This is a genomic window from Pseudomonas sp. C11 (genome assembly GCF_034683865.1).
GTDB lineage: Bacteria > Pseudomonadota > Gammaproteobacteria > Pseudomonadales > Pseudomonadaceae > Aquipseudomonas.
Genome location: NZ_JAWIIP010000021.1, coordinates 43,840 through 66,972 on the forward strand (window position 1 = coordinate 43,840; position 23,133 = coordinate 66,972).

General features: G+C 64.4%; 26 protein-coding genes. 14 read left to right on the forward strand and 12 right to left on the reverse strand.

The annotated features are described in order from the left end of the window. Positions 1 to 77 precede the first annotated feature (77 nt). Together VC352_RS23825 and VC352_RS23830 are read left to right on the forward strand one after the other, a co-directional pair. Positions 78 to 818, forward strand: coding sequence for a YciK family oxidoreductase (locus VC352_RS23825; RefSeq protein WP_322981978.1), 741 nt, complete (start codon positions 78 to 80; stop codon positions 816 to 818). Positions 819 to 1,034: 216 nt separating this feature from the next. Then, positions 1,035 to 1,961, forward strand: coding sequence for a GGDEF domain-containing protein (locus tag VC352_RS23830; RefSeq protein WP_322981979.1), 927 nt, complete (start codon positions 1,035 to 1,037; stop codon positions 1,959 to 1,961). Positions 1,962 to 2,039: 78 nt separating this feature from the next. Here the strand turns inward: VC352_RS23830 and rluB are convergent, their stop codons facing one another. The 7 genes from rluB to VC352_RS23865 all read right to left on the reverse strand — a co-directional run bounded on the left by rluB (position 2,040) and on the right by VC352_RS23865 (position 7,980). Beyond that, the gene (gene rluB, locus VC352_RS23835; protein ID WP_322981980.1) at positions 2,040 to 3,194 is read right to left on the reverse strand and encodes a 23S rRNA pseudouridine(2605) synthase RluB; all 1,155 of its coding nucleotides are present in this window, start codon (positions 3,192 to 3,194) and stop codon (positions 2,040 to 2,042) included. A gap of 119 nt (positions 3,195 to 3,313) precedes the next feature. Next, a complete protein-coding gene (locus VC352_RS23840; protein WP_322981981.1) occupies positions 3,314 to 3,502 on the reverse strand; it encodes a DUF1289 domain-containing protein in 189 nt (62 codons plus the stop codon). A 92-nt stretch (positions 3,503 to 3,594) separates the two neighbouring features. After that, positions 3,595 to 4,383 (reverse strand): SMC-Scp complex subunit ScpB, encoded by a 789-nt coding sequence (gene scpB, locus VC352_RS23845; protein ID WP_322981982.1) that lies wholly within the window; start codon positions 4,381 to 4,383, stop codon positions 3,595 to 3,597. Then, positions 4,380 to 5,078 (reverse strand): ScpA family protein, encoded by a 699-nt coding sequence (locus VC352_RS23850; RefSeq protein WP_322982004.1) that lies wholly within the window; start codon positions 5,076 to 5,078, stop codon positions 4,380 to 4,382. Before VC352_RS23850 ends, scpB begins: the two co-directional genes overlap by 4 nt. A 133-nt stretch (positions 5,079 to 5,211) precedes the next feature. Further along, complete coding sequence (locus VC352_RS23855; RefSeq protein WP_322981983.1) at positions 5,212 to 6,426, reverse strand: tryptophan--tRNA ligase; 1,215 nt, start codon at positions 6,424 to 6,426, stop codon at positions 5,212 to 5,214. A gap of 44 nt (positions 6,427 to 6,470) precedes the next feature. Continuing rightward, positions 6,471 to 7,100, reverse strand: a complete 630-nt coding sequence (locus VC352_RS23860; RefSeq protein ID WP_322981984.1) for an L-threonylcarbamoyladenylate synthase — start codon at positions 7,098 to 7,100, stop codon at positions 6,471 to 6,473. Positions 7,101 to 7,113: 13 nt separating this feature from the next. Continuing rightward, complete coding sequence (locus VC352_RS23865) at positions 7,114 to 7,980, reverse strand: PHP domain-containing protein (RefSeq protein ID WP_322981985.1); 867 nt, start codon at positions 7,978 to 7,980, stop codon at positions 7,114 to 7,116. A gap of 119 nt (positions 7,981 to 8,099) precedes the next feature. Here VC352_RS23865 and VC352_RS23870 point away from each other — a divergent pair, with 119 nt between their 5' ends. The 5 genes from VC352_RS23870 to VC352_RS23890 all read left to right on the forward strand — a co-directional run bounded on the left by VC352_RS23870 (position 8,100) and on the right by VC352_RS23890 (position 11,439). After that, positions 8,100 to 8,399: a YciI family protein gene (locus tag VC352_RS23870; RefSeq protein ID WP_322981986.1), complete on the forward strand. Its 300-nt coding sequence runs from the start codon at positions 8,100 to 8,102 to the stop codon at positions 8,397 to 8,399. A gap of 29 nt (positions 8,400 to 8,428) precedes the next feature. Next, positions 8,429 to 8,812: a translation initiation factor 2 (IF-2, GTPase) gene (locus VC352_RS23875; RefSeq protein WP_322981987.1), complete on the forward strand. Its 384-nt coding sequence runs from the start codon at positions 8,429 to 8,431 to the stop codon at positions 8,810 to 8,812. Positions 8,813 to 8,817: 5 nt separating this feature from the next. Continuing rightward, positions 8,818 to 9,495 carry a response regulator transcription factor gene (locus VC352_RS23880; protein WP_322981988.1) on the forward strand — a complete coding sequence of 226 codons (678 nt, stop codon included), beginning with the start codon at positions 8,818 to 8,820 and terminating at the stop codon, positions 9,493 to 9,495. A gap of 135 nt (positions 9,496 to 9,630) precedes the next feature. Then, positions 9,631 to 10,038, forward strand: coding sequence for a Spy/CpxP family protein refolding chaperone (locus tag VC352_RS23885; RefSeq protein ID WP_322981989.1), 408 nt, complete (start codon positions 9,631 to 9,633; stop codon positions 10,036 to 10,038). Between the two features lie 72 nt (positions 10,039 to 10,110). Continuing rightward, entirely contained in the window at positions 10,111 to 11,439 is a 1,329-nt protein-coding gene (locus VC352_RS23890; protein WP_322981990.1) for a HAMP domain-containing sensor histidine kinase, read from the forward strand. Positions 11,440 to 11,448: 9 nt separating this feature from the next. Here the strand turns inward: VC352_RS23890 and VC352_RS23895 are convergent, their stop codons facing one another. Further along, positions 11,449 to 12,009: a nitroreductase family protein gene (locus VC352_RS23895; protein WP_322981991.1), complete on the reverse strand. Its 561-nt coding sequence runs from the start codon at positions 12,007 to 12,009 to the stop codon at positions 11,449 to 11,451. Between the two features lie 107 nt (positions 12,010 to 12,116). After that, positions 12,117 to 12,488: a YkgJ family cysteine cluster protein gene (locus VC352_RS23900; protein WP_322981992.1), complete on the reverse strand. Its 372-nt coding sequence runs from the start codon at positions 12,486 to 12,488 to the stop codon at positions 12,117 to 12,119. 188 nt (positions 12,489 to 12,676) lie between these two features. Between VC352_RS23900 and VC352_RS23905 the strand changes: the two genes are divergently transcribed. After that, positions 12,677 to 14,131 carry a TrkH family potassium uptake protein gene (locus VC352_RS23905; protein ID WP_322981993.1) on the forward strand — a complete coding sequence of 485 codons (1,455 nt, stop codon included), beginning with the start codon at positions 12,677 to 12,679 and terminating at the stop codon, positions 14,129 to 14,131. A gap of 3 nt (positions 14,132 to 14,134) precedes the next feature. Continuing rightward, positions 14,135 to 15,589: a TrkH family potassium uptake protein gene (locus VC352_RS23910; RefSeq protein WP_322981994.1), complete on the forward strand. Its 1,455-nt coding sequence runs from the start codon at positions 14,135 to 14,137 to the stop codon at positions 15,587 to 15,589. Here the strand turns inward: VC352_RS23910 and VC352_RS23915 are convergent. Continuing rightward, a complete protein-coding gene (locus tag VC352_RS23915) occupies positions 15,546 to 16,601 on the reverse strand; it encodes an AraC family transcriptional regulator (RefSeq protein ID WP_322981995.1) in 1,056 nt (351 codons plus the stop codon). The genes VC352_RS23910 and VC352_RS23915 overlap by 44 nt on opposite strands. Before the next feature lie 121 nt (positions 16,602 to 16,722). Here VC352_RS23915 and VC352_RS23920 point away from each other — a divergent pair, with 121 nt between their 5' ends. Next, positions 16,723 to 17,040 (forward strand): Mpo1-like protein, encoded by a 318-nt coding sequence (locus tag VC352_RS23920; RefSeq protein WP_322981996.1) that lies wholly within the window; start codon positions 16,723 to 16,725, stop codon positions 17,038 to 17,040. A 197-nt stretch (positions 17,041 to 17,237) separates the two neighbouring features. Continuing rightward, complete coding sequence (locus VC352_RS23925) at positions 17,238 to 18,626, forward strand: adenylate/guanylate cyclase domain-containing protein (RefSeq protein WP_322981997.1); 1,389 nt, start codon at positions 17,238 to 17,240, stop codon at positions 18,624 to 18,626. A gap of 161 nt (positions 18,627 to 18,787) precedes the next feature. Here VC352_RS23925 and VC352_RS23930 read toward each other — a convergent pair whose 3' ends face one another. After that, entirely contained in the window at positions 18,788 to 19,822 is a 1,035-nt protein-coding gene (locus VC352_RS23930; protein WP_322981998.1) for a glycosyltransferase family 1 protein, read from the reverse strand. After that, positions 19,819 to 20,640 carry a UDP-2,3-diacylglucosamine diphosphatase gene (locus VC352_RS23935; RefSeq protein WP_322981999.1) on the reverse strand — a complete coding sequence of 274 codons (822 nt, stop codon included), beginning with the start codon at positions 20,638 to 20,640 and terminating at the stop codon, positions 19,819 to 19,821. The genes VC352_RS23930 and VC352_RS23935 overlap by 4 nt, the downstream gene beginning before the upstream one ends. A gap of 135 nt (positions 20,641 to 20,775) precedes the next feature. Between VC352_RS23935 and VC352_RS23940 the strand changes: the two genes are divergently transcribed. From VC352_RS23940 to VC352_RS23950, 3 genes are all read left to right on the forward strand, one after another. Continuing rightward, on the forward strand, positions 20,776 to 21,522 hold the full coding sequence (locus tag VC352_RS23940) for an AraC family transcriptional regulator (RefSeq protein ID WP_322982000.1): 747 nt from the start codon (positions 20,776 to 20,778) through the stop codon (positions 21,520 to 21,522). A gap of 96 nt (positions 21,523 to 21,618) precedes the next feature. Further along, positions 21,619 to 21,954: a tRNA-binding protein gene (locus tag VC352_RS23945; protein WP_322982001.1), complete on the forward strand. Its 336-nt coding sequence runs from the start codon at positions 21,619 to 21,621 to the stop codon at positions 21,952 to 21,954. Then, entirely contained in the window at positions 21,951 to 22,802 is an 852-nt protein-coding gene (locus VC352_RS23950; RefSeq protein ID WP_322982002.1) for a DMT family transporter, read from the forward strand. The genes VC352_RS23945 and VC352_RS23950 overlap by 4 nt, the downstream gene beginning before the upstream one ends. Positions 22,803 to 23,133: the final 331 nt, after the last annotated feature.

Sequence of the window (23,133 nt, forward strand, 5' to 3'; positions counted from 1 at the left end):
GCGGGTGAAACCCGCCATTTCTTCCTTTGGCGGGTTTCACCCGCCCTACCCCCAAGAGCTCTGCGAAGGATCCCCACATGTTCGACTACACCGCCCGCCCAGACCTGCTCAAGGATCGCGTCATCCTGATCACCGGTGCCGGCCGCGGTATCGGCGCCGCCGCCGCCAAGAGCTTCGCGGCCCACGGCGCGACCGTGCTGCTGCTGGGCAAGACCGAAGCCAATCTGAGCCAGGTCTACGACGAAATCGAGGCGGCCGGCCACCCACAGCCAGTGGTGATTCCGTTCAACCTGGAAACCGCCCTGCCGCATCAGTACGACGAACTGGCGGTACTGATCGAGAACGAGTTCGGCCGCCTCGACGGCCTGCTGCACAACGCCTCGATCCTTGGCCCGCGCACGCCGCTGGAACAGCTCTCCGGCGACAACTTCATGCGCGTGATGCACGTCAACGTCAACGCCATGTTCATGCTCAGCAGCACGCTGCTACCGCTGCTGAAACTGTCGCCGGATGCCTCGGTGGTCTTCACCTCCAGCAGCGTCGGCCGCAAGGGCCGCGCCTACTGGGGCGCCTACGCGGTGTCCAAGTTCGCCACCGAAGGCCTGATGCAGGTGATGGCCGACGAACTCGACGGCATCAGTAACGTCCGCGCCAACAGCGTCAACCCAGGCGCCACCCGCACCTCGATGCGCGCCCAGGCTTACCCGGGCGAGAACCCGGCAACCCGCCCCGAGCCGGCCAGCATCATGCCGGTATACCTCTATCTGATGGGCCCGGACAGCCAGGGCGTCAACGGCCAGGCGCTCGACGCGCAGTAACCGCGCGCGGCCTCAGCGGCTGCGACGGAAATCCGCCGCAGCCGGCATCAGATTGCCACCACTGGCGTCAGGCAACCGGCAAATACTTGCCTCCATGCCCCGCAAATAAAACCTAAGCCAATGAATTAAAAGCATTTTTAAAGCCTACGAAACAGATGGCACGGAATTCGCTCTAACCTCCTCGTCGCCGCATCATTGCGCCAGAGGTTCAGACAAATGGTTCCCCCCAGCCGTACCAACACCATCGATTTCGACGCAGCCAAACTGCAGCGCCTGGGTTTTGCTGACACCCGCAGCCTGCCGGTCAAGCCCACCACGCTGATCGAACTGCGTCACCAACTGAGCCTGCAACTCCAGACCAGCCTGGAGATCGAGCGCATCCTCGAACTGTTCTTCCGCGAAGTGCAGCGCCTGGTTCCTCTGGACTCGCTGACCTTCCAGCATTCGGCACATGATCTGCGCCTGGAACTCGGCGAACGTGCGCCGCACTCGGCTGGCTACCGCCTCAGCCATGAAGGCGAATACCTCGGCGAGCTGACCTTCCGCCGCCGGCAACGCTTCGATGAAGAGGAACTGGCCCAGCTGGAATCTCTGCTGGCCTGCCTGCTGTTTCCGCTGCGCAATGCCCTGCTCTACCGCACCGCCCTGCTCAGCGCGTTGCGCGATCCGCTGACCGATACCGGCAATCGCATTGCCATGGATCAGGTGCTGCAACGCGAAGTCGACGTGGCTCGCCGCAACCTGCAACCGCTGTCGCTGCTGATGCTCGACATCGATCACTTCAAGCTGATCAACGACAACCATGGCCACGCCCTCGGCGATGAGGTGCTCAAGGCGGTAGCCCAGACGCTGAAAAGCCTGTTGCGCAATGTCGACATGGTGTTCCGTTATGGCGGCGAAGAGTTCCTCATCATTCTCTCCAACACCGGTCGCGAGGCCGCAGCCCTGGTTGGCGAGCGCCTGCGCTTTGCCGTGATGGAACTGCAGTGCCTGAACGCCGGGCAGCCCATCGAGGTATCGATCAGCCTCGGCTGCGCCAGCCTGCTGCCGGGCGAATCCAGCGAGAGCCTGCTGCGCCGGGCCGATAACGCGCTCTACGTGGCCAAGCGTGAAGGCCGCAATCGCCTGACCATGGCGGGCTGATCGCCGCCATCCACCGCAAAAACGACAACGCCCCGCGCAGCTGGCTGCGCGGGGCGTTGTTTTTTGCCTGAAGCGAGATCAGCGCTTGCGGCCGAAGCCCGGGCGCTGGCCATCGCCTGCCGGGGTACGCTTGTCCGACCCTGCCGGCCGCGGTTTGCGCGCAGGCCGATCAGCCAGTTCGACTGCCGGGCGCGGCTGGCGCTTCTTCACATCACTCGGGCGCTCGGCCACTGGAGTGCTGCGATCACGCTGACCACGGCCCGCCGAGTCGGGGCGAGAGCCACGCGGCGCACGCTGCTCGCCATCCTGTTGACGCGGCGCTCTGGTTGGGCGGGCACCCTCGCCCGCTTCGTCCTGCGCCGGACGCAGCACGCGCTTGCCACGCGGTTCCAGCGGTTTGGCGGACTTGCGCTGCAGACGATCGAGCTTGTCGCGCGTCTTTTCCTTCATCGCCGGCAACGCCTGGGGCGCCAGGCCAACCTCGGCGCTGAGGATATCGATCTCGCGCTGTTCCATTTCCCGCCAGCGGCCCATGGTCAGGTTGGAGGTGAGGAATACCGGACCGAAGCGCACGCGCTTGAGGCGGCTGACGACGAGCCCCTGCGATTCCCACAGGCGGCGCACCTCACGATTACGCCCTTCCATCACCACGCAGTGATACCAGTGGTTGAAACCTTCGCCACCGGGCGCTTCCTTGATGTCGGTGAACTTGGCTGGGCCGTCCTCGAGCATCACGCCGCGCTTGAGGTTTTCCAGCATTTCCTCGGTCACCTCGCCCCGCACACGCACCGCATATTCGCGATCCATCTGGTAGGACGGGTGCATCAGGCGGTTGGCCAGCTCACCGTCGGTGGTGAACAGCAACAGGCCAGTCGTGTTGATGTCGAGGCGACCGATGTTGATCCAGCGGCCTTCTTTCGGGCGCGGCAGACGGTCGAACACGGTAGGACGGCCTTCCGGGTCGTCACGGGTGCAGATTTCACCGTCGGGCTTGTTGTAAATCAGCACGCGGCGAACGGAGCTGGCGACTTCCTCACGCTTGAGCAGACGACCATCGAGCACGATGGCATCGCTGATCTCCACGCGCTGGCCCAGGTCGGCCACGGCGCCGTTGACCTTGACCCGGCCTTCGCCGATCCAGGTTTCGATTTCCCGACGCGAGCCAAGGCCCATGCGCGCCAGAACCTTCTGCAGTTTTTCGCCAGCCGGACGCTGGACATCATGTTCGCTCATCTAAGGCACCTCCCGGTGTAAGGACGGATGATCAAAAGGGCGCGAATCATACGCGCTGCCGAGCGCTTAGGGTAGCCGAAGCTGGCGCGCATGCACGACAGATCGCGGTTTGCTTCAGCTCAGTTCCGGTATTTGCGCCGACCGGTGGCCTCCAGCGCCAGCAGACGCATGTCGGCTTGCGCCAGCAGCGCCAGGCGTTCCTGCTTGTCGAGGTGCTTCCAGGCCTTGATGTCCTGGCGGCTGCGCCCGCAGCCCAGGCAGATGTCCTGTTCGAATTCGCAGACCTTGATACAGGGTTTCTTGCTCACGACGCGTGTCCTCGCATGACGATTCGCCAGCCAGGATACGGATGCGTGCCTCGTAGCAGGATTGATCCTGTGCATGCGCCCGGTAAAGCGAATCAATGCAAGGTTTCGTCATCCTCGAGGTCGGCCAGGGGCGCATCAGCGGCCTCCTCTTCAACCAGACGCAGATCGTCGAAGTCGGTCTTGAGGCCCTCCTCCATGGAATCCAGCTCGGCCAGCAGACTGCGGAAACTGGTCTCCTCGCGTGGCTCGGCCGGCTCGCCCTCTTCCTGCAAGGCCAGATCGGCACGTGCCTGCAGGCCGGCCGGCACCTCGGCCTCGTCATCCAGCGCCAACTGCGGCTCGGGCTCCAGTTCGCGCAGCGCGGCCAGCGGTGGCAGCTCGTCGAGACTCTTGAGGTTGAAGTGGTCGAGAAACCCTTTGGTGGTGGCGAACATGGCCGGACGGCCAGGGACGTCGCGATAACCGACCACGCGAATCCACTCGCGTTCGAGCAGGGTCTTGGTGATGTTGCTGTTGACCGCCACACCGCGCACTTCCTCGATCTCACCACGGGTGATGGGTTGGCGGTAGGCGATCAACGCCAGAGTCTCCAATAATGCACGCGAATAGCGCTGCGGGCGCTCTTCCCACAGGCGGCCGACCCAGGGAGCAAAGCGCTCACGCACCTGCAGACGGTAACCGGAAGCCACTTCCTTCAACTCGAATGCCCGCCCCGCGCAGGATTTGCGCAGCACCTCGAGCGCCGCCTTGAACTGCGCCGGCTCCGGCCGTTCGGCTTCCTCGAACAGCTCGTACAACCGCTCCAGCGACTGCGGCTTGCCGGAAGCCAGGAGGAAAGCTTCGAGCAACTGGGCCAGGTCTTTCGGATCGCTCAGGTTCATTCGGCACGGGCTCTGACGTGGATGGCGGCAAAGGGCTCATTCTGCACCAGCTCGACCAGGGATTCCTTGATCAATTCGAGCACCGCCATGAAGGTCACCACCACGCCGAGGCGCCCTTCCTCAATGGCGAACAGCTCGACGAAGGGCACGAAGCCACCGCCCTTGAGGCGTTCGAGCACCTCGCTCATGCGCTCGCGGGTCGACAGCGCCTCACGGGTGACCTGGTGGCTCTCGAACATATCGGCGCGGCGCAGCACCTCGGCCATCGACACCAGCAGTTCCTCCAGGCTGACATCCGGCAGCAGCTTGCGCGCTCGCGCCTCAGGCGCATCGAGGCGCGGCACATGCACGTCACGCCCGACCCGTGGCAACTCGTCGAGGTCTTCGGCGGCAGCCTTGAAGCGCTCGTACTCCTGCAGACGACGGATCAGCTCGGCACGCGGATCGTCCTCTTCTTCCTCGGCCTCGCTGGAACGCGGCAGGAGCATGCGTGACTTGATCTCGGCCAACATGGCGGCCATCACCAGGTACTCGGCGGCCAGTTCCAGACGTACCGAGTGCATGAGCTCGACGTAGCCCATGTACTGCTTGGTGATCTCAGCCACGGGGATGTCGAGGATGTCGATGTTCTGCTTGCGGATCAGGTACAGCAGCAGGTCGAGCGGCCCCTCGAAGGCTTCGAGAAACACCTCCAGGGCATCCGGCGGGATATACAGATCCAGCGGCAGCTCGGTGACCGCCTCACCGTATACGAGAGCAAACGGCAGTTCCTGCTGGGCGCCGGCCTGCTCGTCGGGGGTCGTGGTATCGCTCATCGCACGGGCTCCATCAGTGGCGGTTGAGGCCCATGGCCAGGCGCACTTCGCTCAGGGTATCGCGCGCTTCGTCGCGGGCCCGCTCGGCGCCCTCGGCGAGGATGCTGCGTACCAGCTCGGGGCTGCCTTCGTAGTCGATGGCGCGCTGCTGCAACGGCGCCAACTCGCCCTGGATCGAGCTACACAGTGCGCTCTTGCAGTCCAGGCAACCGATCGAGGCGTTGCGGCAGCCTTCCAGCGCCCAGTGCATGCGCTCGTCACTGGAGTACAGACGATGCAGCGACCACACCGGGCAGCGCTGTGGTTCGCCCGGATCGTCGCGATGCACGCGCGCCGGATCGGTGGGCATGCGCCGCAGTTTTTCCTCGATCACCTCGTCACTGTCACGCAGGTAGATGGCGTTACCCCGCGACTTCGCCATCTTCTGGCCGTCCAGCCCAGGCACCCGGTCGGCATCGGCCAGCAAGGCATGGGGTTCACTCAGGATCAGCTTGCCGGCGCCCTGCAGGTAGCCGAACAGCCGTTCTTGGTCGCCCAAGGTCAGCGTGTTCTGCTCCTTGAGCAGGGCCCGCGCGGTTTCCAGCGCCTCACCGTCGCCCTGCTCCTGAAACGCCTGGCGCAAATTGCTGTAAAGCTTGCCGACCTTCTTGCCCAGTTTGCCGACAGCGGCCTGGGCCTTGATTTCGAAGTCTGCCTCACGGCCGTAGAGGTGATTGAAACGGCGCGCCACCTCACGAGCGAACTCGACGTGCGGCAACTGATCCGCGCCCACCGGCACCACACCGGCGCGATAGAGCAGGATGTCCGCCGCCTGCAACAACGGATAACCGAGAAAGCCGTAGGTGGAGAGATCCTTGCCAGCCTGCTGGGCGAGCTGTTCCTTGTAGGACGGCACGCGTTCGAGCCAGGCGAGCGGGCAGATCATCGACAGCAGCAGGTGCAGTTCGGCGTGCTCGGGTACGTGCGACTGCACGAACAGCGTCGCCGAACTAGGGCTGATGCCAGCGGCCAGCCAGTCGATGGCCATGTCCATGACATGCTGCTGGAGGTCGCCGCTCTCGGCGTATTCGGTGGTCAGGGCATGCCAGTCGACGATGCAGAAGAAACAGTCGTATTCGTGTTGCAGCCTGACCCAGTTCTTCAGCACACCGTGGTGATGACCGAGGTGAAGACGGCCGCTCGGGCGCATGCCGGACATGACGCGGCGCGCGGAGTCGATGGCACTCAAGAGGTTCTACCCTGAACGAGAAAAGTCCCGATTATAGCCAGCACTCAGTCGTCTTCGGCAAAAGGTGACGGATCGCCGCAGCCCACGCGAATGATCTCCGGCGTCTCACCGGACAGGTTGATCACCGTCGAGGCCTCCAGGCCGCCGAAGCCGCCGTCGATGATCAGATCCACGTGATGCTCCAGGGACTGGCGCATTTCGTAGGGGTCGGACAACGGCAGATCGTCCCCCGGCAGGATCAGACTGACGCTCATCAACGGCTCGCCCAGCTGTTCGAGCAGCGCCAGGGCGATGGGATGACTCGGCACGCGCAGACCGATGGTGCGGCGCTTGGGATGCAGGAGCATGCGCGGCACTTCGCGGGTGGCGTTGAGGATGAAGGTGTACGGGCCGGGCGTATGGATCTTCAACAGACGAAAAGCGGCGGTATCGACCTTGGCGAACAGGCCGAGCTGCGACAGATCACGGCAGACAAGGGTGAAGTTGTGCTTGTCGTCGAGCTGGCGCAGGCGACGAATGCGCTCGACCGCGTTCTTGTCACCGATGGCGCAACCCAGTGCGTACGAGGAGTCGGTCGGATAGACCACCACCCCACCGCCACGGATGATCTCCACGGCCTGCTTGATCAGGCGTGCCTGGGGGTTCTCCGGATGTATCTGGAAGAATTGGCTCACACTCGTTCCCTGTTCATGGGGTGACAGCGATAGGCTGTGCATGTTCGAAGCGCTTCCAGAGCGCCGTCAGATCGTCCGGCAAGGGACGGTAGAGACCCAGCTCGGACCAATCGCCAGGTGCGTGAAAATCGCTGCCCGCGCTGGCCATCAGACCGAATTCGCGCGCCAGTATCGCCAGGCCGCCGACCTGCTCGGCCGGCTGCATCCCGTTGACCACCTCCAGGGCATGCCCACCCGCCGCCGCGAAATGGGCAACCAGGCGTCGACGCTTACTACGAGTAAAGTCGTACTGCCAGGGATGCGCCAGGCTGATCCAGGCATCGGCGGCGCGCAGCGTATCGACCACGGACTCCAACTCCGGCCAGTGCTGCTTGACGTCGCCCAGCTTGCCCGCCCCCAGCCATTTGCGAAAGGCCTCGGCGCGGTCGCGCACATGCCCGGCACGCACCAGAAACTCGGCGAAATGCGGCCGCGCCGGCGCATTGCCGCTGTCGCCCAGCTCCTGCTGCACCGCCCGCGCACCGTCCAGCGCACCGGGCATGCCCTTGGCCGCCAGGCGCCGGTCGATCTCCTCGGCACGCTGCCAGCGCCCGTGATGCAGCGCCTCGATGGCCTGGCGAAGTGCCGGCGCATCGCGCTCGAAGGCGTAGCCCAGGACATGGATGGTCGCCCCACCCCAGGTACAGGACAGCTCGATACCGTTGACCAACTGTATGTCCAGCTCGGCCGCCGTGCGATGCGCCTCGTCGAGGCCTTCGAGGGTGTCATGGTCGGTCAGCGCCAGCAGACGAATGCCGCGCTGGTGCGCCCGGGCCACCAGCACGGCTGGGGCCAGGACACCATCGGAGGCGGTGCTGTGACAATGCAGATCGACGTTCATGGCGGCGCTTTCGTTGAGATTGATGTTTGTTATTATGCCGCCACATGCGCTCGCTGGCTCCCGCCATCGGGCAAAAAAGCACCCGCCAGGGTGCCAACGCCCCCGCCCTAAGGATCGAGATGCTCTACGCCATCATCGCTACCGACGTTGCAAACTCCCTGGACAACCGCCTGGCCACGCGCCCTGCGCACCTGGCACGGCTGGAGCAACTCAAGCAGGAAGGCCGCCTGGTGCTGGCTGGCCCGCACCCGGCCATCGACAGCAACGATCCCGGCCCGGCGGGCTTCAGTGGCAGCCTGATCGTGGCCGAATTCGATTCGCTGGAAGCGGCGCAGAGCTGGGCCGAGGCCGATCCTTACCGCGCCGCCGGCGTCTACGCCAGTGTGGTGGTCAAGCCTTTCAAGAAAGTCTTCCCCTGAACCGCGCCTCACGCTGACAAGGAACCACCATGCGTTCGATCCCGTTGAGCCTGCTGGCCGCCCTTCTGCTGGCCTGCAGCGCGGCACAGGCCGAAGAAACGCCGTCGGCGCCCGTGTCCAGCGACACGACGCACCTGCATGTGCAGATCAATGACCTGCAGCAGCGCCTGGCGCAAAGCGAGCAGATGCGCAGTGATCTGGAAAGTAACAGCAGCGCCTTGCAACAACGCCTGCGCCAGGAGAACCAGCGCCTGCGCCTGCAGCTCAAGGAAAGCCAGGCACAGATGCAACCCGGCTTGCTCAGCGAGGAACAGACCTGGTTCGCCATCGGCGGCGCCGTCAGCCTGATCTCGGTGCTGTTCGGCGCCCTCCTGCGTGGCCAGCGCAAGACGCGCCGCGAGTGGATCAACTGAACCTCATGAGCCGACTGCTGCTGATCGATGACGACCAGGAACTCTGCGAGCTGCTGAGCAGTTGGCTCACGCAGGAAGGCTTCCAGATCACCGCGTGCCATGACACCGCCGGTGCTCGCCGCGCCCTGGCGGCGCAGGCACCGGATGCGGTGGTGCTGGACGTGATGCTGCCCGACGGCAACGGCCTGGAGCTGCTCAAGCAGCTACGCAGCGAACATGCCGAGTTGCCGGTGCTGATGCTGTCTGCGCGCGGCGAGCCGCTGGATCGCATCCTCGGCCTGGAACTGGGCGCCGACGACTACCTGGCCAAACCCTGCGATCCGCGTGAACTCACTGCTCGTCTGCGTGCCGTACTGCGCCGCACCACACCGGCGCCGACCAGCAGTCAGCTCGAGCTGGGCGATCTGAGCTTCAGCCCGAATCGCGGTATCGTCGCCCTTGACGGCCATGACATTCCTCTCACCCTTTCCGAGAGCCGCCTGCTCGAAGCCTTGCTGCGTCAACCGGGCGAGCCGCTGGACAAACAGGTACTGGCGCAACTGGCGCTGGGGCGCAAGCTGACGCTCTACGATCGCAGCCTCGACATGCATGTCAGCAACCTGCGCAAGAAGCTCGGCCCACACCCGGACGGCCGTCCGCGCATCCTTGCCCTGCGCAGCCGTGGCTATTACTACGCGCCCTGAACGCCCGTCTGTTCTGTAAAGGCGTAGCCTCGGCGCCTTTACTCAGGCTTTACCCAGGCCTGACCGCCCTTGACCTTGACCGCCGCATACTGAGCCCATCCGGTAACGACCGGTTTCGAGACGAGGAGAATCACCATGCGCAAGACACTCACCGCCCTGCTGTTCGCCGCCACCCTGCCGACTCTGGCCATGGCCATGCCCGACGGCGGCCCGCGTCCGCATGAGCGCGGCCCGGAAATGTTCAAGGAGCTGAACCTGAGCAAGGAGCAGCGCCAGGAAGTTCGCAAGCTGATGGGCGACGAAATGAAGAGCCGCCATGACATCACCCGCCGTTATCTGGACAAGCTGCCGGAAGCGGAAAAACAGGCCATGAAGAAGGATCTCGACAAGGCCCGTGACGAGCATCACAAAGCCCTGCGCGCCCTGCTCAACCCCGAGCAGCAGAAAGCCTTCGACGAGCACCAGAAGAAGATGGAAGCCCGTCGCGCCGAGATGGAAGAATTCAAGGCCTGGAAAGCCGAGAAGGACAAGAAGGCCAGCTGATCACGCTGCAGCCAATCGAACTCACCGCCGCCGCGCTCCATGAGCCCGGCGGCTTCTGCATGAGGACACTCCGTGCGTTCACTGTTCTGGCGCATCCTCGCCACCTTCTGGCTAGCCATCGCTCTGGTTGCCGGGCTTTCCATGCTGCTGGGCCGGGCGCTGAACCAGGACGCCTGGATTCTCAGCCAGCATCCGGGCCTGGATGGCCTCGATCAACAGTGGGCCGAGCTTTACGAACAACGCGGCGAGCGCGCCGCCCAGCGTTTTCTCGAGGAACGCAAGCGCCAATACCGCATCGATACCCAGGTCATCGGCGAGAACGGCCTGCCTCTGGTCAAGGGCACCTTCCCGCCGCGCGCCGCCGCATTCGAACAGCGCAATCGCGATCGTCCGCTGCCCTGGCGCCAGTTGACCACCGAGTACAGCAGTGCGAACGGCGAAACCTATCTGTTCATCTACCGCATTCCCCACCCGGAACTGGCAGCCTGGCACCGCGACAGCCTGTTCTGGCCACTCAGCGCGCTGATCATCGCCCTGGTAGTGCTGACACTGTTCAGCCTACTGTTGACCCTGTCGATCACCCGCCCGCTGGATCGCCTGCGCGGTGCCGTGCACGATCTGGGGCAGACCACCTACCAGCAGAACAGCCTGGCCCGCCTGGCTACGCGACGCGACGAACTGGGCCTACTGGCCAAGGACTTCAACCGTATGGGCGAACGGCTGCAAGGGCTGATCGGCAGCCAGCGCCAGTTGCTGCGCGATGTCTCTCATGAACTGCGCTCGCCCCTGGCGCGCCTGCGCATCGCCCTGGCGTTGGCCGAACGTGCGGAGCCGGCGGAACGCGAGAAGCTCTGGCCACGCCTCAACCAGGAATGCGACCGACTGGAAGCGCTGATCAGCGAAATCCTCGAACTCGCGCGCCTGGATGCCGACCCTGGGGCAGCGCAACCCATCGAGATCGCGACCATCCTCGCCAAGCTGCAGGACGACGCCCGCCTCAGTGCACCACAGCAGCAGGTGCTGATCGAGAGCGATGAAGCCTTGCCGCTCCAGGGCTGGCCGGACATGTTAGAGCGCGCACTGGACAACCTGCTGCGCAACGCATTGCGCTTCAACCCAGGCGATCAGCCGATCGAGATCAGCGCGCAGCGTGTCGGCGCACGCTTGCACCTCAGCGTGCGCGACCATGGCCCTGGCGCTGCTGAGGAATACCTGCAGGAACTGGGCAAGCCGTTCTTTCGTGCGCCCGGACAGAGCAGCCCGGGGCATGGCCTGGGCCTGGCCATCGCCAGGCGTGCAGCGCAGCGCCACGGTGGTGAACTGCTGCTGAGCAATCACCCAAACGGCGGTTTCGTTGCCACGCTCGATCTACCCTGCGCAGCGCAGCCAAACCGAGCCTGATCTTACGGATCAGCCGTTCCAGACGCTGACGAAGTCCTCGACGGCCAGCTCTGGGGGCTGGCGCAATTCACGTTCAGGGGTACCGAGGTAAAGGTAGGCGACGATGCGCTCGTCGGCGCTCAGCCCCAGCCCCTGCGCGACATGCGCGTCATAAGCCATGTCGCCAGTACGCCAGACCGCGCCCAGACCTTGCGCATGGGCGGCGAGCAACATGCCGTGAGCCGCACAACCCGCGGCGAGCAGTTGTTCCGACTCCGGCACCTTGGCATGCGTCTGCAGCCGCGCGATCACCACCACCAGCAAGGGCGCGCGCAACGGCATGCCGCGCGCTTTGTTCAGCACTTCCGCCGATGCCTCGGCATTACCGGCGCTCAGCGCCTCGGCGAACAGCTCGCCCATGCGAACTCGCGCGTCGCCTTCAACGGTGAGAAAACGCCACGGGCGCAGCTGACCATGATCCGGAGCACGCAAAGCGGCGCGAAACAGTGCCTGGCGCTGCTCTGCCGTAGGAGCAGGCTCTACCAGACGAGGAACGGAAACACGGTTGAACAGGGCGTCGAGCGCGTCCATGGGCCACCTCCAGAATTCAGGAATGGCGCATTCTCAACGCTGCAAGCGAACGGCAGCAAGCCCTGCCTGTTACCACGAGGCCTGTAGCCTGTTGCCTGCAGCCACTTTCAGGCCACCCGATCCGGGGAAATCACCGGCTGTACCGGCGGCGTCAGGGGCGGCAAGCCGTGCGCCCGACGCGCATCGTCGCAGCGCGGGTTGTGCACACCGTTCTCCCAGGACGCCTCGAATTCCCGGCAACTGCTGGAGCGCTGTTCATACATGGTGCAGCGCACGCCGCAGCCGACATCACCCAGCAGTTGCGTGCAACGCGCCGGCTTGGCCTCGGTGCCCCGCATGGCGACGTAGTGAGGGCTGATCTGGATGACCTGCTCGTCCGGCACGCTACCGCCGGCCGATTGGCATTCGCCCCAGAAGAAGGACACACGAAAGAACGCGCAGCAGGCGCCGCACGTGAGACAGGGATTGCTTTCGGACATGACGAGAAGGCTCGGAAACCGGCGGACGCCGGTGGCTGGCGGCTATTCTATGCACGGCCATGACCTTGTAAAGCCCCCGCCTGCGCAGTCATCACCCGGTTTTTCCGGAGCGCCTTGATAGCGGTTTACAGGCAGCGGGCCACAGGTAGAATGGCGCCTTTTCCGTAACCCGCCAGAGCCCTTGCCCCATGGCCTTGCCGACGCTGCGTATCATCGGTTTCATCATCGGCATATTCCTGATCACTCTGGCACTTAGCATGGTCATTCCCATGCTGACTCTGCTGGTCTTCGAACACCCCGAAGACCTCAGCGCCTTCCTCTGGTCCAGCCTGATCACCCTGATCGTCGGTCTCGCCCTGGTCATTCCCGGGCGCCCGCAGAATGCGCAACTGCGCCCGCGCGACATGTACCTGCTGACCACCGCCAGTTGGAGCGTGGTGTGCTGCTTCGCCGCCCTGCCGATGACGCTGATCGCGCACATCAGCTACACCGACGCCTTCTTCGAGACCATGTCCGGTATCACCACCACCGGCTCGACCGTGCTGGTCGGCCTGGATCACATGTCCCCCGGTATCCTGATCTGGCGCTCGATGCTGCACTGGCTCGGCGGCATCGGCTTCATCGGCATGGCGGTGGCGATCCTGCCGCTGCTGCGCGTCGGTGGCATGCGCCTGTTCCAGACCGAGTCCTCGGACTGGGGCGAGAAGGTCATGCCGCGTTCGCACATGGCCGCCAAGTACCTGCTGCTGATCTATATCGCCTTGACCCTGCTCGGCTTCATCGCCTTCTGGATCGCCGGCATGACGCCCTTCGAGGCCATCAACCACTCGATGGCGGCGATTTCCACCGGCGGTTTCTCCACCTCCGACGCCTCGCTGGCGAACTGGCAACAACCGGCCGTGCATTGGGTCGCGGTGGTGCTGATGCTGCTCGGCGGCATGCCCTTCATGCTCTACGTCGCCTTCGTGCGGGGCAATCGCCATGCGCTGCTGCGCGATCATCAGGTACGCGGGTTTCTCGGTTTCCTGCTGCTGACCTGGCTGGTATTCGGCACCTGGCTGTGGCTCAACTCCGATTACGCCTGGCTCGACGCCTTCCGCATCGTCGCGGTGAACGTCACCTCGGTGGTCACCACGACCGGCTTCGCCCTGGGCGACTACACCACCTGGGGCAGTTTCTCCGTGCTGCTGTTCTTCTACCTGACCTTCGTCGGCGGTTGCTCGGGCTCAACCTCCGGCGGCCTGAAGATCTTCCGTTTCCAGGTCGCCTACGTGCTGCTGAAAGCCAACCTGATGCAGTTGGTGCACCCGCGCGCGGTGATCAAGCAGCAGTACAACAACCACAATCTGGACGAGGAAATCGTCCGCTCGCTGATCACCTTCTCGTTCTTCTTCACCATCACCATCGGCGTGCTGGCCCTGGCTCTGACCCTTACCGGGCTGGACTGGATCACCGCACTCACCGGCGCCGCCACTGCCGTGTGCAACGTCGGCCCGGGCCTCGGCCCGATCATCGGCCCGGCCGGCAACTTCGCCAGCCTGCCGGATTCGGCCAAGTGGCTGCTGACCATCGGCATGCTGCTCGGACGTCTGGAAATCCTCACCGTGTTGGTGCTGATCACCCGCAGTTTCTGGAAACACTGACCCATGCCCCTTTCCAGCCTGCGCATTCTGGCGTTCATCAACGGCATCTTTCTCATCACCCTGGCCCTGAGCATGCTGGTGCCGGTGATGACCCTGCTGGTCTTCGAGCGCCCGCAGGAAATCAACGCCTTCCTCTGGTCTAGCCTGATCACCGCCCTGACGGGGATGGCGATGGTCGCCCAGGGTCGCCCGCAGCAGACCAACCTGCGCCCGCGTGACATGTACATGCTGACGGTGTCGAGCTGGGTGATGGTGTCGATCTTCGCCGCGCTGCCGTTCCTCTTCGCCGAGCGGGCGAGCATCACCGATGCCTATTTCGAGAGCATGTCAGGCATCACCGCCACCGGCGCCACGGTGTTCAGCGGCCTCGACGAGATGTCGCCCGGCACCCTGATCTGGCGCTCGCTGCTGCACTGGCTCGGCGGCATCGGCTTCATCGCCATGGCCGTGGCGATCCTGCCGATGCTGCGCATCGGTGGCATGCGCCTGTTCCAGACCGAATCCTCGGATCGCTCGGAAAAGGTCATGCCGCGCTCGCACATGGTCGCCAAGTACATGGTGCTGGCCTATGTCGGCCTCAGCGCCCTGGCCGTGACGGCCTTCTGGCTGGCCGGCATGGGCCTGTTCGACTCGATCAACCACGCCATGTCGGCCATCGCCACCGGCGGTTTCTCTACCTCCGATGCCTCGCTGGGCCACTGGCAGCAACCGGCCATCCACTGGGTGGCGGTGCTGGTCATGGTGCTTGGCAGCCTGCCCTTCGTGCTCTATGTCACGGCACTGCGTGGCAACTATCGGCCGCTGCTGCGCGATGCACAGGTACGCGGCTTCCTCCTGCTGCTGGTCGGCAGTTGGCTGGTTCTGGCGTCCTGGAAGTGGCTGACCACCGACCTGCACTGGTTCGATGCGCTGCGCCTGGTGGCGGTAAACATCACCTCGATCATGACCACCACCGGTTTCGCCGTGGGCGACTACCACCTGTGGGGTCCCTTCGCCAGCATGATGTTCTTCTACCTGGGCTTCGTCGGCGGCTGCTCCGGCTCCACAGCCGGCGGCCTGAAGATCTTCCGATTCCAGGTCGCCTATATCCTGCTCAAGGCCAACCTGCGCCTGCTGATCCATCCGCGCGCCGTGCTCAAGCAGCAGTACAACGGCCACCGTCTCGACGAGGACATCGTCCGCTCGATTCTTGCCTTCGCCTTCTTCTACACCATCACCATCGCCGTTCTGGCGCTGGCCGTGGCCATGTGCGGCGTGGACTGGATCACCTCGCTGACCGGCGCCGCCGCAATGGTCTCCGGCGTCGGCCCCGGCATGGGTGAGATGGTCGGCCCGGCCGGCAACTACGCCAACATTTCGGACCTGGCCAAATGGGTGCTGACGCTGGGCATGCTGCTCGGCCGCCTGGAGATTCTTACCGTGCTGGTGCTGGTATTCCCGGCGTTCTGGCGTCACTGAGCCCCTCGCCCAGCACAGCGGCGCGGTACTCGCCGGGCGTTTGTCCGAACCAGCGACGAAACGCCCGGAAGAAATTGCTCGAATCGGCAAAGCCCAGCAGATAGGCGATTTCCAGCAAGGTCAGATTGACCTGCTGCAGATACTGCTCGGCCAGTTCGCGGCGCGTCTCGTCGAGCAATTGCTGGAAGCTGGTGCCCTCCTCCTGCAGGCGCCGCTGCAAGGTGCGCTGCGACAGGTGCAGTTGTTGCGCCACCACTTCCCGCCGTGGCTCGCCCTGCGGCAACAATCGGCACAGCACCTGGCGTGCCTGGTGAGTCACGCGGCTGCCGGAAAAACGCGCCAGGTATTCCCCGGCGAAACGATCATGCAGTTGCGCCAGCGCTTCGTTGGCACTCGGCAAGGGCGCCTCCAGGTCAGCGCGCGCGAAGATCAGCGCATCCTGCTCGGCATTGAAACGCAGCGGCGCCTGGAATACCGCCTGGTAACGCGCCAGGTCTCGCGGCGTCGGGCTTTGCAGGCGCACCTCGCGCGGCTGCAGGGGCTTGCTGGTCAGCCAGCGGCAGAACGCCAGGCAATAGGCCAGCGAAGCCTCGGCGCTTTGCCGGGCTGCGGGCAGGCGGTCGCCGTGAATGGCCAATGTCAGCGCGTAACCATCGGGCTGCGCCAGCAGATGCAGGTCGGCACCCTCGCCGATGATGCGCTGATAACGCACCAGGCGAGTGAAGCCATCACGCAGGTTGCGGCTGGACATCAAGGCGTAGCCGACCACATGGAAGGAGGCCGGACGCACCACCTGCGCCATGTTCAGGCCGATGGCCGAGTCGCCCGACAGCTCGACGGCGCGTTGCCACAGGCGGGTCATGCGATCCTGCGGGAAACGCGCGTCCGGGTCGCTCAACGCCGCGTAATCCAGCTCCAGCTCGGCGAACAGGCTGCGGCAATCGACGCCACCGAGTTCCAGCGCCTGGACGATGGCCATGGCCCAACTGGAGGATGTGGTTCTTTCGGTCATGGTGTTGTTCTTGTGGTTTTGCACGGGCTGGCGGCGCAAGGATACAAGACTGGCACCGTAAGTCAGTGGCCCATGGAGACAGCTCCTCTACACTAAGGCCGACAATAACAGGAGGTGCGCCATGACCGCTCAAACCACCGAACGCTTCCAGAGCTTCGCCGAGTTCTACCCCTACTACCTGCAGGAACACAGCAACGCCACCTGCCGCCGCCTACACTATGTCGGCAGCCTACTGGTACTGGCGATCCTCGCCTACGCCCTGCTCACCCAGCACTGGCTGTGGTTGCTGGCCATGCCGCTGGCCGGCTACGGCTTCGCCTGGATCGGCCACTTCGTCTTCGAGAAGAATCGCCCGGCTACCTTCGACTACCCCCTCTACAGCCTGATGGGCGACTGGGTGATGCTCAAGGATGCCTTCACAGGCCGTATTCGCTTCTAGGGCTCGCCACGAACAGGCAACAATCCCCTAGGCTCAGCACGACCGCCGAGATGCTGGCACTGTGCCGTTCGGCGGTGATGCTTGGCTGCTTCCTCCCCGCTTGGTTATGATCCTCGCCCCATCCGCGCTCTGGCGCGGGTGTTGCAGACCGTTCAGACGCCCGACAAGAGGCGCTCAATCAGGGATCCCTAGCGCGAATGAAGTCAGCCACATCCAGCCGATCCAGCAGTCTGCCGACGCCGCCATTGCGCGAATACTATTCCCGCGTTCTCGCCTACATCACCACGGCGGCCAGCATTGCTGCCGGCACTGCAGTGGGCCATTTCACCTACGACATCCTGTGGATGGTGCCTTACGCCCTGCTCTATCCACACCTGGCTCATCAGGTCAGTCGCCGCTTCAAGAACGATCATCCGCAGCAGACCGACCTGACCTTGCTGTTCATCGATGCCCTGCATGTCGGCGCCTCCGCTGCTCTGCTGGGCTTCTCCAGCGTGCCCAGTTCGATGCTCCTGCTGATTCTGAGTTTCAGCGCACTGCTCATCGGCGGGCTGCGTTACTTCGGCATCGCCGTGCTGGTGACCCTCAGTGCCAGCGTGCTGTGCACCGCCGTGCTCCACCCACAGCCGAACTTCAGCACTCCACCTACGGTCAGTGTGGTGAGCATTTTCTTCACCACGCTGTACATCGGCATCACCGCCTACTTCATGCACCAGCAGGGGCTGCGTCTGGCGCAGGCGCGGGTCGAGATCAAGCGTGAGCAGGAAAAGGCCGCGCGCCTGGCGCGCAACCTGGCCAAATACCTGTCGCCGCAAGTGTGGGAGTCGATCTTCAGCGGCAAGAAGAGCGTGCGCCTGGAGACCCAGCGCAAGAAGCTCACCGTGTTCTTCTCCGATATCAAGGGTTTCACCGAACTGTCCGAAGAGCTGGAAGCCGAGCAACTGACCGACCTGCTCAACACCTACCTCAACGAGATGTCGAAGATCGCCCTGAAATATGGCGGCACCATCGACAAGTTCATCGGCGACAGCGTCATGGTGTTCTTCGGCGACCCCAGCAGCCAGGGGGCCAAGAAGGACGCCGTAGCCGCGGTGTCGATGGCCATCGCCATGCGCAAGCACATGAAGGTGCTGCGCCAGCAGTGGCGCGCCCAGGGCATCACCAAGCCGCTGGAAATTCGTATGGGTCTGAACACCGGCTACTGCACGGTGGGCAACTTCGGCGCCGATACGCGCATGGACTACACCATCGTCGGCCGCGAAGTGAACCTGGCCAGCCGTCTGGAAAGCGCCGCCGAAGCCGGCGAGATCCTCATCTCCCACGAGGCCTACTCGCTGATCAAGGACGTGATCATGTGCCGAGACAAGGGCCAGATCACGGTCAAGGGCTTCACCCGTCCGGTGCAGATCTACCAGGTGGTGGACTTCCGCCGCGACCTCGGCGCCACCTCCAGCTACGTCGAGCACGAGCTGCCAGGCTTCTCGATGTACCTGGACACCAACGGCATCCAGAACTACGACAAGGAACGGGTCATCCAGGCGCTCAACCAGGCCGCCGAGAAACTGCGCGACAAGATCATTCTGTAAGGCGGATCGGGGCGCCAACTGCCCGGGCGGCCCCTGGGGCGTAGGACGGACTCAGGAGCGCCAGCGAACAGTCCGCCAGTCCATGCCGGGCTCGGCACCACGACCTACGCCCAACACTCCAACGACGCACTGCTTCCGAGCGGTCGGCGTCCCGGTACGCCCTAGCCTTCCGCCAAAGCCTCGCCCAACACAGCTGGCTCACCATCGATCAACGGCTGCAACGCCAGGAACTCCAACGCCGAGGCGTGCCAGGATTGCGCGGCAGCCAGTTCGGCGCAGCGCTCGCGATCAAGCGTCAGCGCGGCCAGGCAGGCCGCACGCAGATCCTCGTCCATCACCCCGCTCTGTCCGGGCAGCAGCACATCCAGCGGCCCAGCCACTGGATAAGCCGCCACCGGCGTGCCACAGGCCAGCGCCTCGAGCATCACCAGGCCGTAGGTGTCGGTGCGCGAAGGAAAGACCAGCACCGCAACATCCTGATAGGTCTCAGCCAGCGCCTGGCCATGGCGATAACCGAGAAAGCGCACCTGCGGGTACTGGCGCTGCAGCGCCTCACGTTGCGGGCCATCGCCCACCACCCACTTCTCGCCCGGCAGATCCAGATCGAGAAAGGCTGGCAGATTTTTTTCCGCCGCAATGCGCCCGACGTACAGGAAAACCGGCAGCGCAGGCCGCAGGCGGCGGCCATCCGGGCGAAACAGCACAGTATCGACGCCCTTGCGCCATAGCTGCAGGCGAGCGAAGTCCCAACTGGCGAACTCCTCACGCAGCCGCTCGGTGGTCACCAACACGGCCTGGCTGGGACGATGGAAGGCACGCAGGAAGGCATAGCCCCAGCGTGGCGCGATCCAGGGCCAGCGGGTGCTGACATATTCGGGAAAGCGCGTATGGATGGCCGTGGAGAAGGCCAGCCCTCGCTTGACCAGCCAACGGCGCGCCGCCCAACCGAGCGGGCCCTCGGTGGCGATATGCACGCAGTCGGGGCGGTAATCACGAATCGCCGCGCCAACGCGCCAAAGATCCCACACCAGCGGAATTTCCGGGTAGGTCGGGCACGGCAGGCTGCGAAAATCAGCCGGCGACAGTAGTTTCACCTGATGCCCCAGGCCGCGCAGCTCACGCACCAACGCGGTCAGGCTGGTGACCACGCCGTTTACCTGCGGCGCCCAGGCATCGCTGACGATCAGAATTCTCATGCGCCCGGCTCGAGCAGCGCGGCGGCACGCTCCTGTTCTACTTCGCGCGCCTGCGCCTCGGCCAGGCGATACAGCTCGATCTGCCCGTCCCAGTGCTCGATCAGCGCCGTGCAGGACTCCACCCAGTCACCGCAGTTGAGGTACTCCACGCCGCCGACCTGACGAATCTCGGCATGGTGAATGTGCCCGCAGACCACGCCATCGAGCCCGCGCTTGACGCATTCGTGAGCGATGGCTTCCTCGAAGTCGCTGATGAAATTCACCGCCGTCTTGACCTTGTGCTTGAGGTAGGCCGACAGCGACCAGTAGCCGTAACCGTAACGGCGCCGCCAATGATTGAGCCAGCGGTTGAGGGTCAGGGTGAACTCGTAGGCCGAGTCGCCAAGGAAGGCCAGCCAGCGGTGATAGCGGGTGATCACGTCGAACTGATCACCGTGGATCACCAGCAGCCGGCGGCCGTCGGCGGTCACGTGCACGGCCTCGTCAACCAGCTGGATATTGCCCAGCAGCAGGCTGGAATAACGGCGCAGGAATTCGTCGTGGTTGCCGGTGACGTAAACCACCTCGGTGCCGCGCTTGCTCATGGTCAGCAGACGACGGATAACGTTGGTGTGCGCCTGCGGCCAGTAGATACCGCCTCGCAGCTTCCAACCATCGATGATGTCCCCCACCAGATAGATGCGGTCGGCGTGATAGCGCTTGAGAAAAGCCGCCAGGTGGTCGGCCTGGCAATCCCGCGTGCCGAGGTGCACGTCGGAGATCCACAGGGTGCGGACACGTTGCTTGCGGCTGGGCTTGGCGAGCTGGGCGTGAGTCACAGGCGGCCTCCGGCTGGGTTTAGTCGAGCTTGAGGCGTAGCGGTGAAAGCCATATGACAGGAAAAAGACCATTGCATGAACGCAGCACTCGATGCGGGCAGGCGTTACACTCCGGCCGCTGCCAAGGAAACTGCCATGCTCCCGATCCTGTCCCTGCGTCACTACAGCCATGAAATGCTCAGCCACAGCCATGAGCACGCCCAACTGGTGTTCGGCCTGGCCGGAGAGCTACAGTTCGAAGTCGATGGCCAGGGCAGCCAGGTCTTGCGTCATCACCTGACGGTGGTGCCGGCCGAGGCGCGCCATACCTGCGGCAGTCCGCGCGGCAGCCAATGCCTGGTGCTGGATCTGCCGGCCAACGACTGGATCGAGCGGCAACTGGGCCACCACGCCAGCCGTATCCAACGGCTGCTGGACAAACCCCATGCGCTGCGACTCGAGCCGGCCCAGGGCCAGTTGCTCAACTGGCTGGCCAACAGCCCGATCAACGACCCGGTGATCGCCGGCCAGGGCGCAGCTCTACTGCTCGGCAGCCTGGCCTGCGCAGCGCCAGAGGCCGAGTCACGACGGCTGCCCCTGGCGGCACTCGATCAGTACATCGATCAGCATGCCGCTCATCCGCTGCAAGTGGCCGACCTGGCGCGCCTGGCCGGTCTCTCGGTGGCGCGCCTGCATGCCCGCTTTCTCGCCGAGACCGGTCGCACACCCATGGAGCATGTTCGCCAGCGCCGCCTGCAACTGGCCGAGCACCTGCTGCGCAGCAGCGACCTGCCCGTCGGAGAGATCGCCGCGCGGGTCGGCTACAGCTCGCAGAGCGCTTTCACCGTCGCCCTCTCCCGCCACCTGGGCACGACTCCGCGCCAGTTGCGCCGTGACCGCTGATTCGTATGAGAGTCTGGCGACAAAATCCGCTACTCCCGCGACAGACCGTTGCCGCATGCGGCGCATAGACTGCGCTGCATCAACAAGGAGTCCCTTATGCAAACCATCGACTGGCAGGATTTCGAAAAGGTGGAGCTGCGTGTCGGCACCATCCGCAGCGCCCGCCCCAATGAAAAAGCCATCAAGCCCGCCTACGTACTGGAGGTGGATCTCGGCGAACTGGGCGTGAAAACCTCCAGCGCGCAGATCACCGCCCACTATGACTGTGCCGCCCTGATTGGCCGGCAAGTGCTGTGTGTATGCAACTTCCCCCCCAAACGCATCGCCGGCATCCGCTCAGAGGTTCTGGTCACCGGCGCCCATGACGACGCAGGACGTGTGGTGCTGGCTAGCTTTGACCTGCCACTGCCCAACGGGGCGCGCCTGGCATGAAACAACGCAACGCCCTGCTGGCAATTCACCTTGGCGCGCTGATGTTCGGCCTGGCCGGGATCTTCGGCAAACTGGCCGAGACCACCCCAAACATGATCGCCGCCGGTCGCTCGGTATTCGCCGTGCTCGCACTCGGCCTGGCCCTGCTGCTCTGGCGCCGCCGCACGCTCGGCTGGCCAGGCCTGCGCCAGGCAGCTCTGCTCGGCCTCGGCGGCCTGCTGTTGGGCGCGCATTGGGTCAGCTTCTTCGAGGCGGTGAAAGTCTCCGGCGTGGCCATCGCCACCCTCGGCTTCGCCAGCTTCCCGGCCTTTACCGTACTGCTGGAAGGCGTGCTGTTTCGCGAGCGCACGCAGCCCATCGAGTTCGCCATGGTCGGCCTGGTTTGCCTGGGTCTGGTCTTGGTGACACCGGCATTCAGCCTGGCCAGCGGTGCCACCGTCGGCCTGCTCTGGGCCATCGCCTCGGGGTTGCTGTTCGCCCTGCTGTCGTTGCTCAACCGCGCCAGTACCCACGGCATCGACCCGGTGCAGGCTGCGCTGTATCAGAACCTGGCGGTATTCGTCTGCTTCATGCCATGGGCCTGGTCGGTGGTGCCGAGTGTCACGCCCCTGGACTGGCTGTGGATCGCCCTGCTCGGCATCTTCTGCACGGGGCTGGCACACAGCCTGTTCGTCGCCAGCCTGCGCGTGCTCAAGGCCCGTACCACTGCGGTGATCTTCGCTCTGGAGCCGGTCTACGGGATTCTCTTCGCCTGGTGGCTGTTCAGCGAGCAGCCGACATTGCGCATGCTGGTCGGTGGCTTACTGATCGTCAGCGCCATCTTTGTCTCGGCACGGTTGGCGCGTTGAGTGGGGTAGGCAGAACAGTTGCTCGGGGGCACTTAGCCGCCCAGGGCTGCCTGCCTAATACCGGGCTGTAGCTTTTTTGTGAGTGCTGGGCTGTGTCGGGGTCTAGCTGCTTATCGCGTTCTGCTGATAGATCCCGTTTCGCCTTCCCAGGCGAGTCACTTTTGCAGGCAAAAGTAACCAAAACCTCCGCCCTTTCATCCGGCCCTGGCTACGCCAGGGTTCGCTCACTCCATCGCCGTTCCAGAGGCCCGCCGCGGTGGGCCATCCCTGGCCCATCGCGGCTCTCGCGACATCCATGTCGCTCAACCTCTTCCACGACGATTCCGTTCGC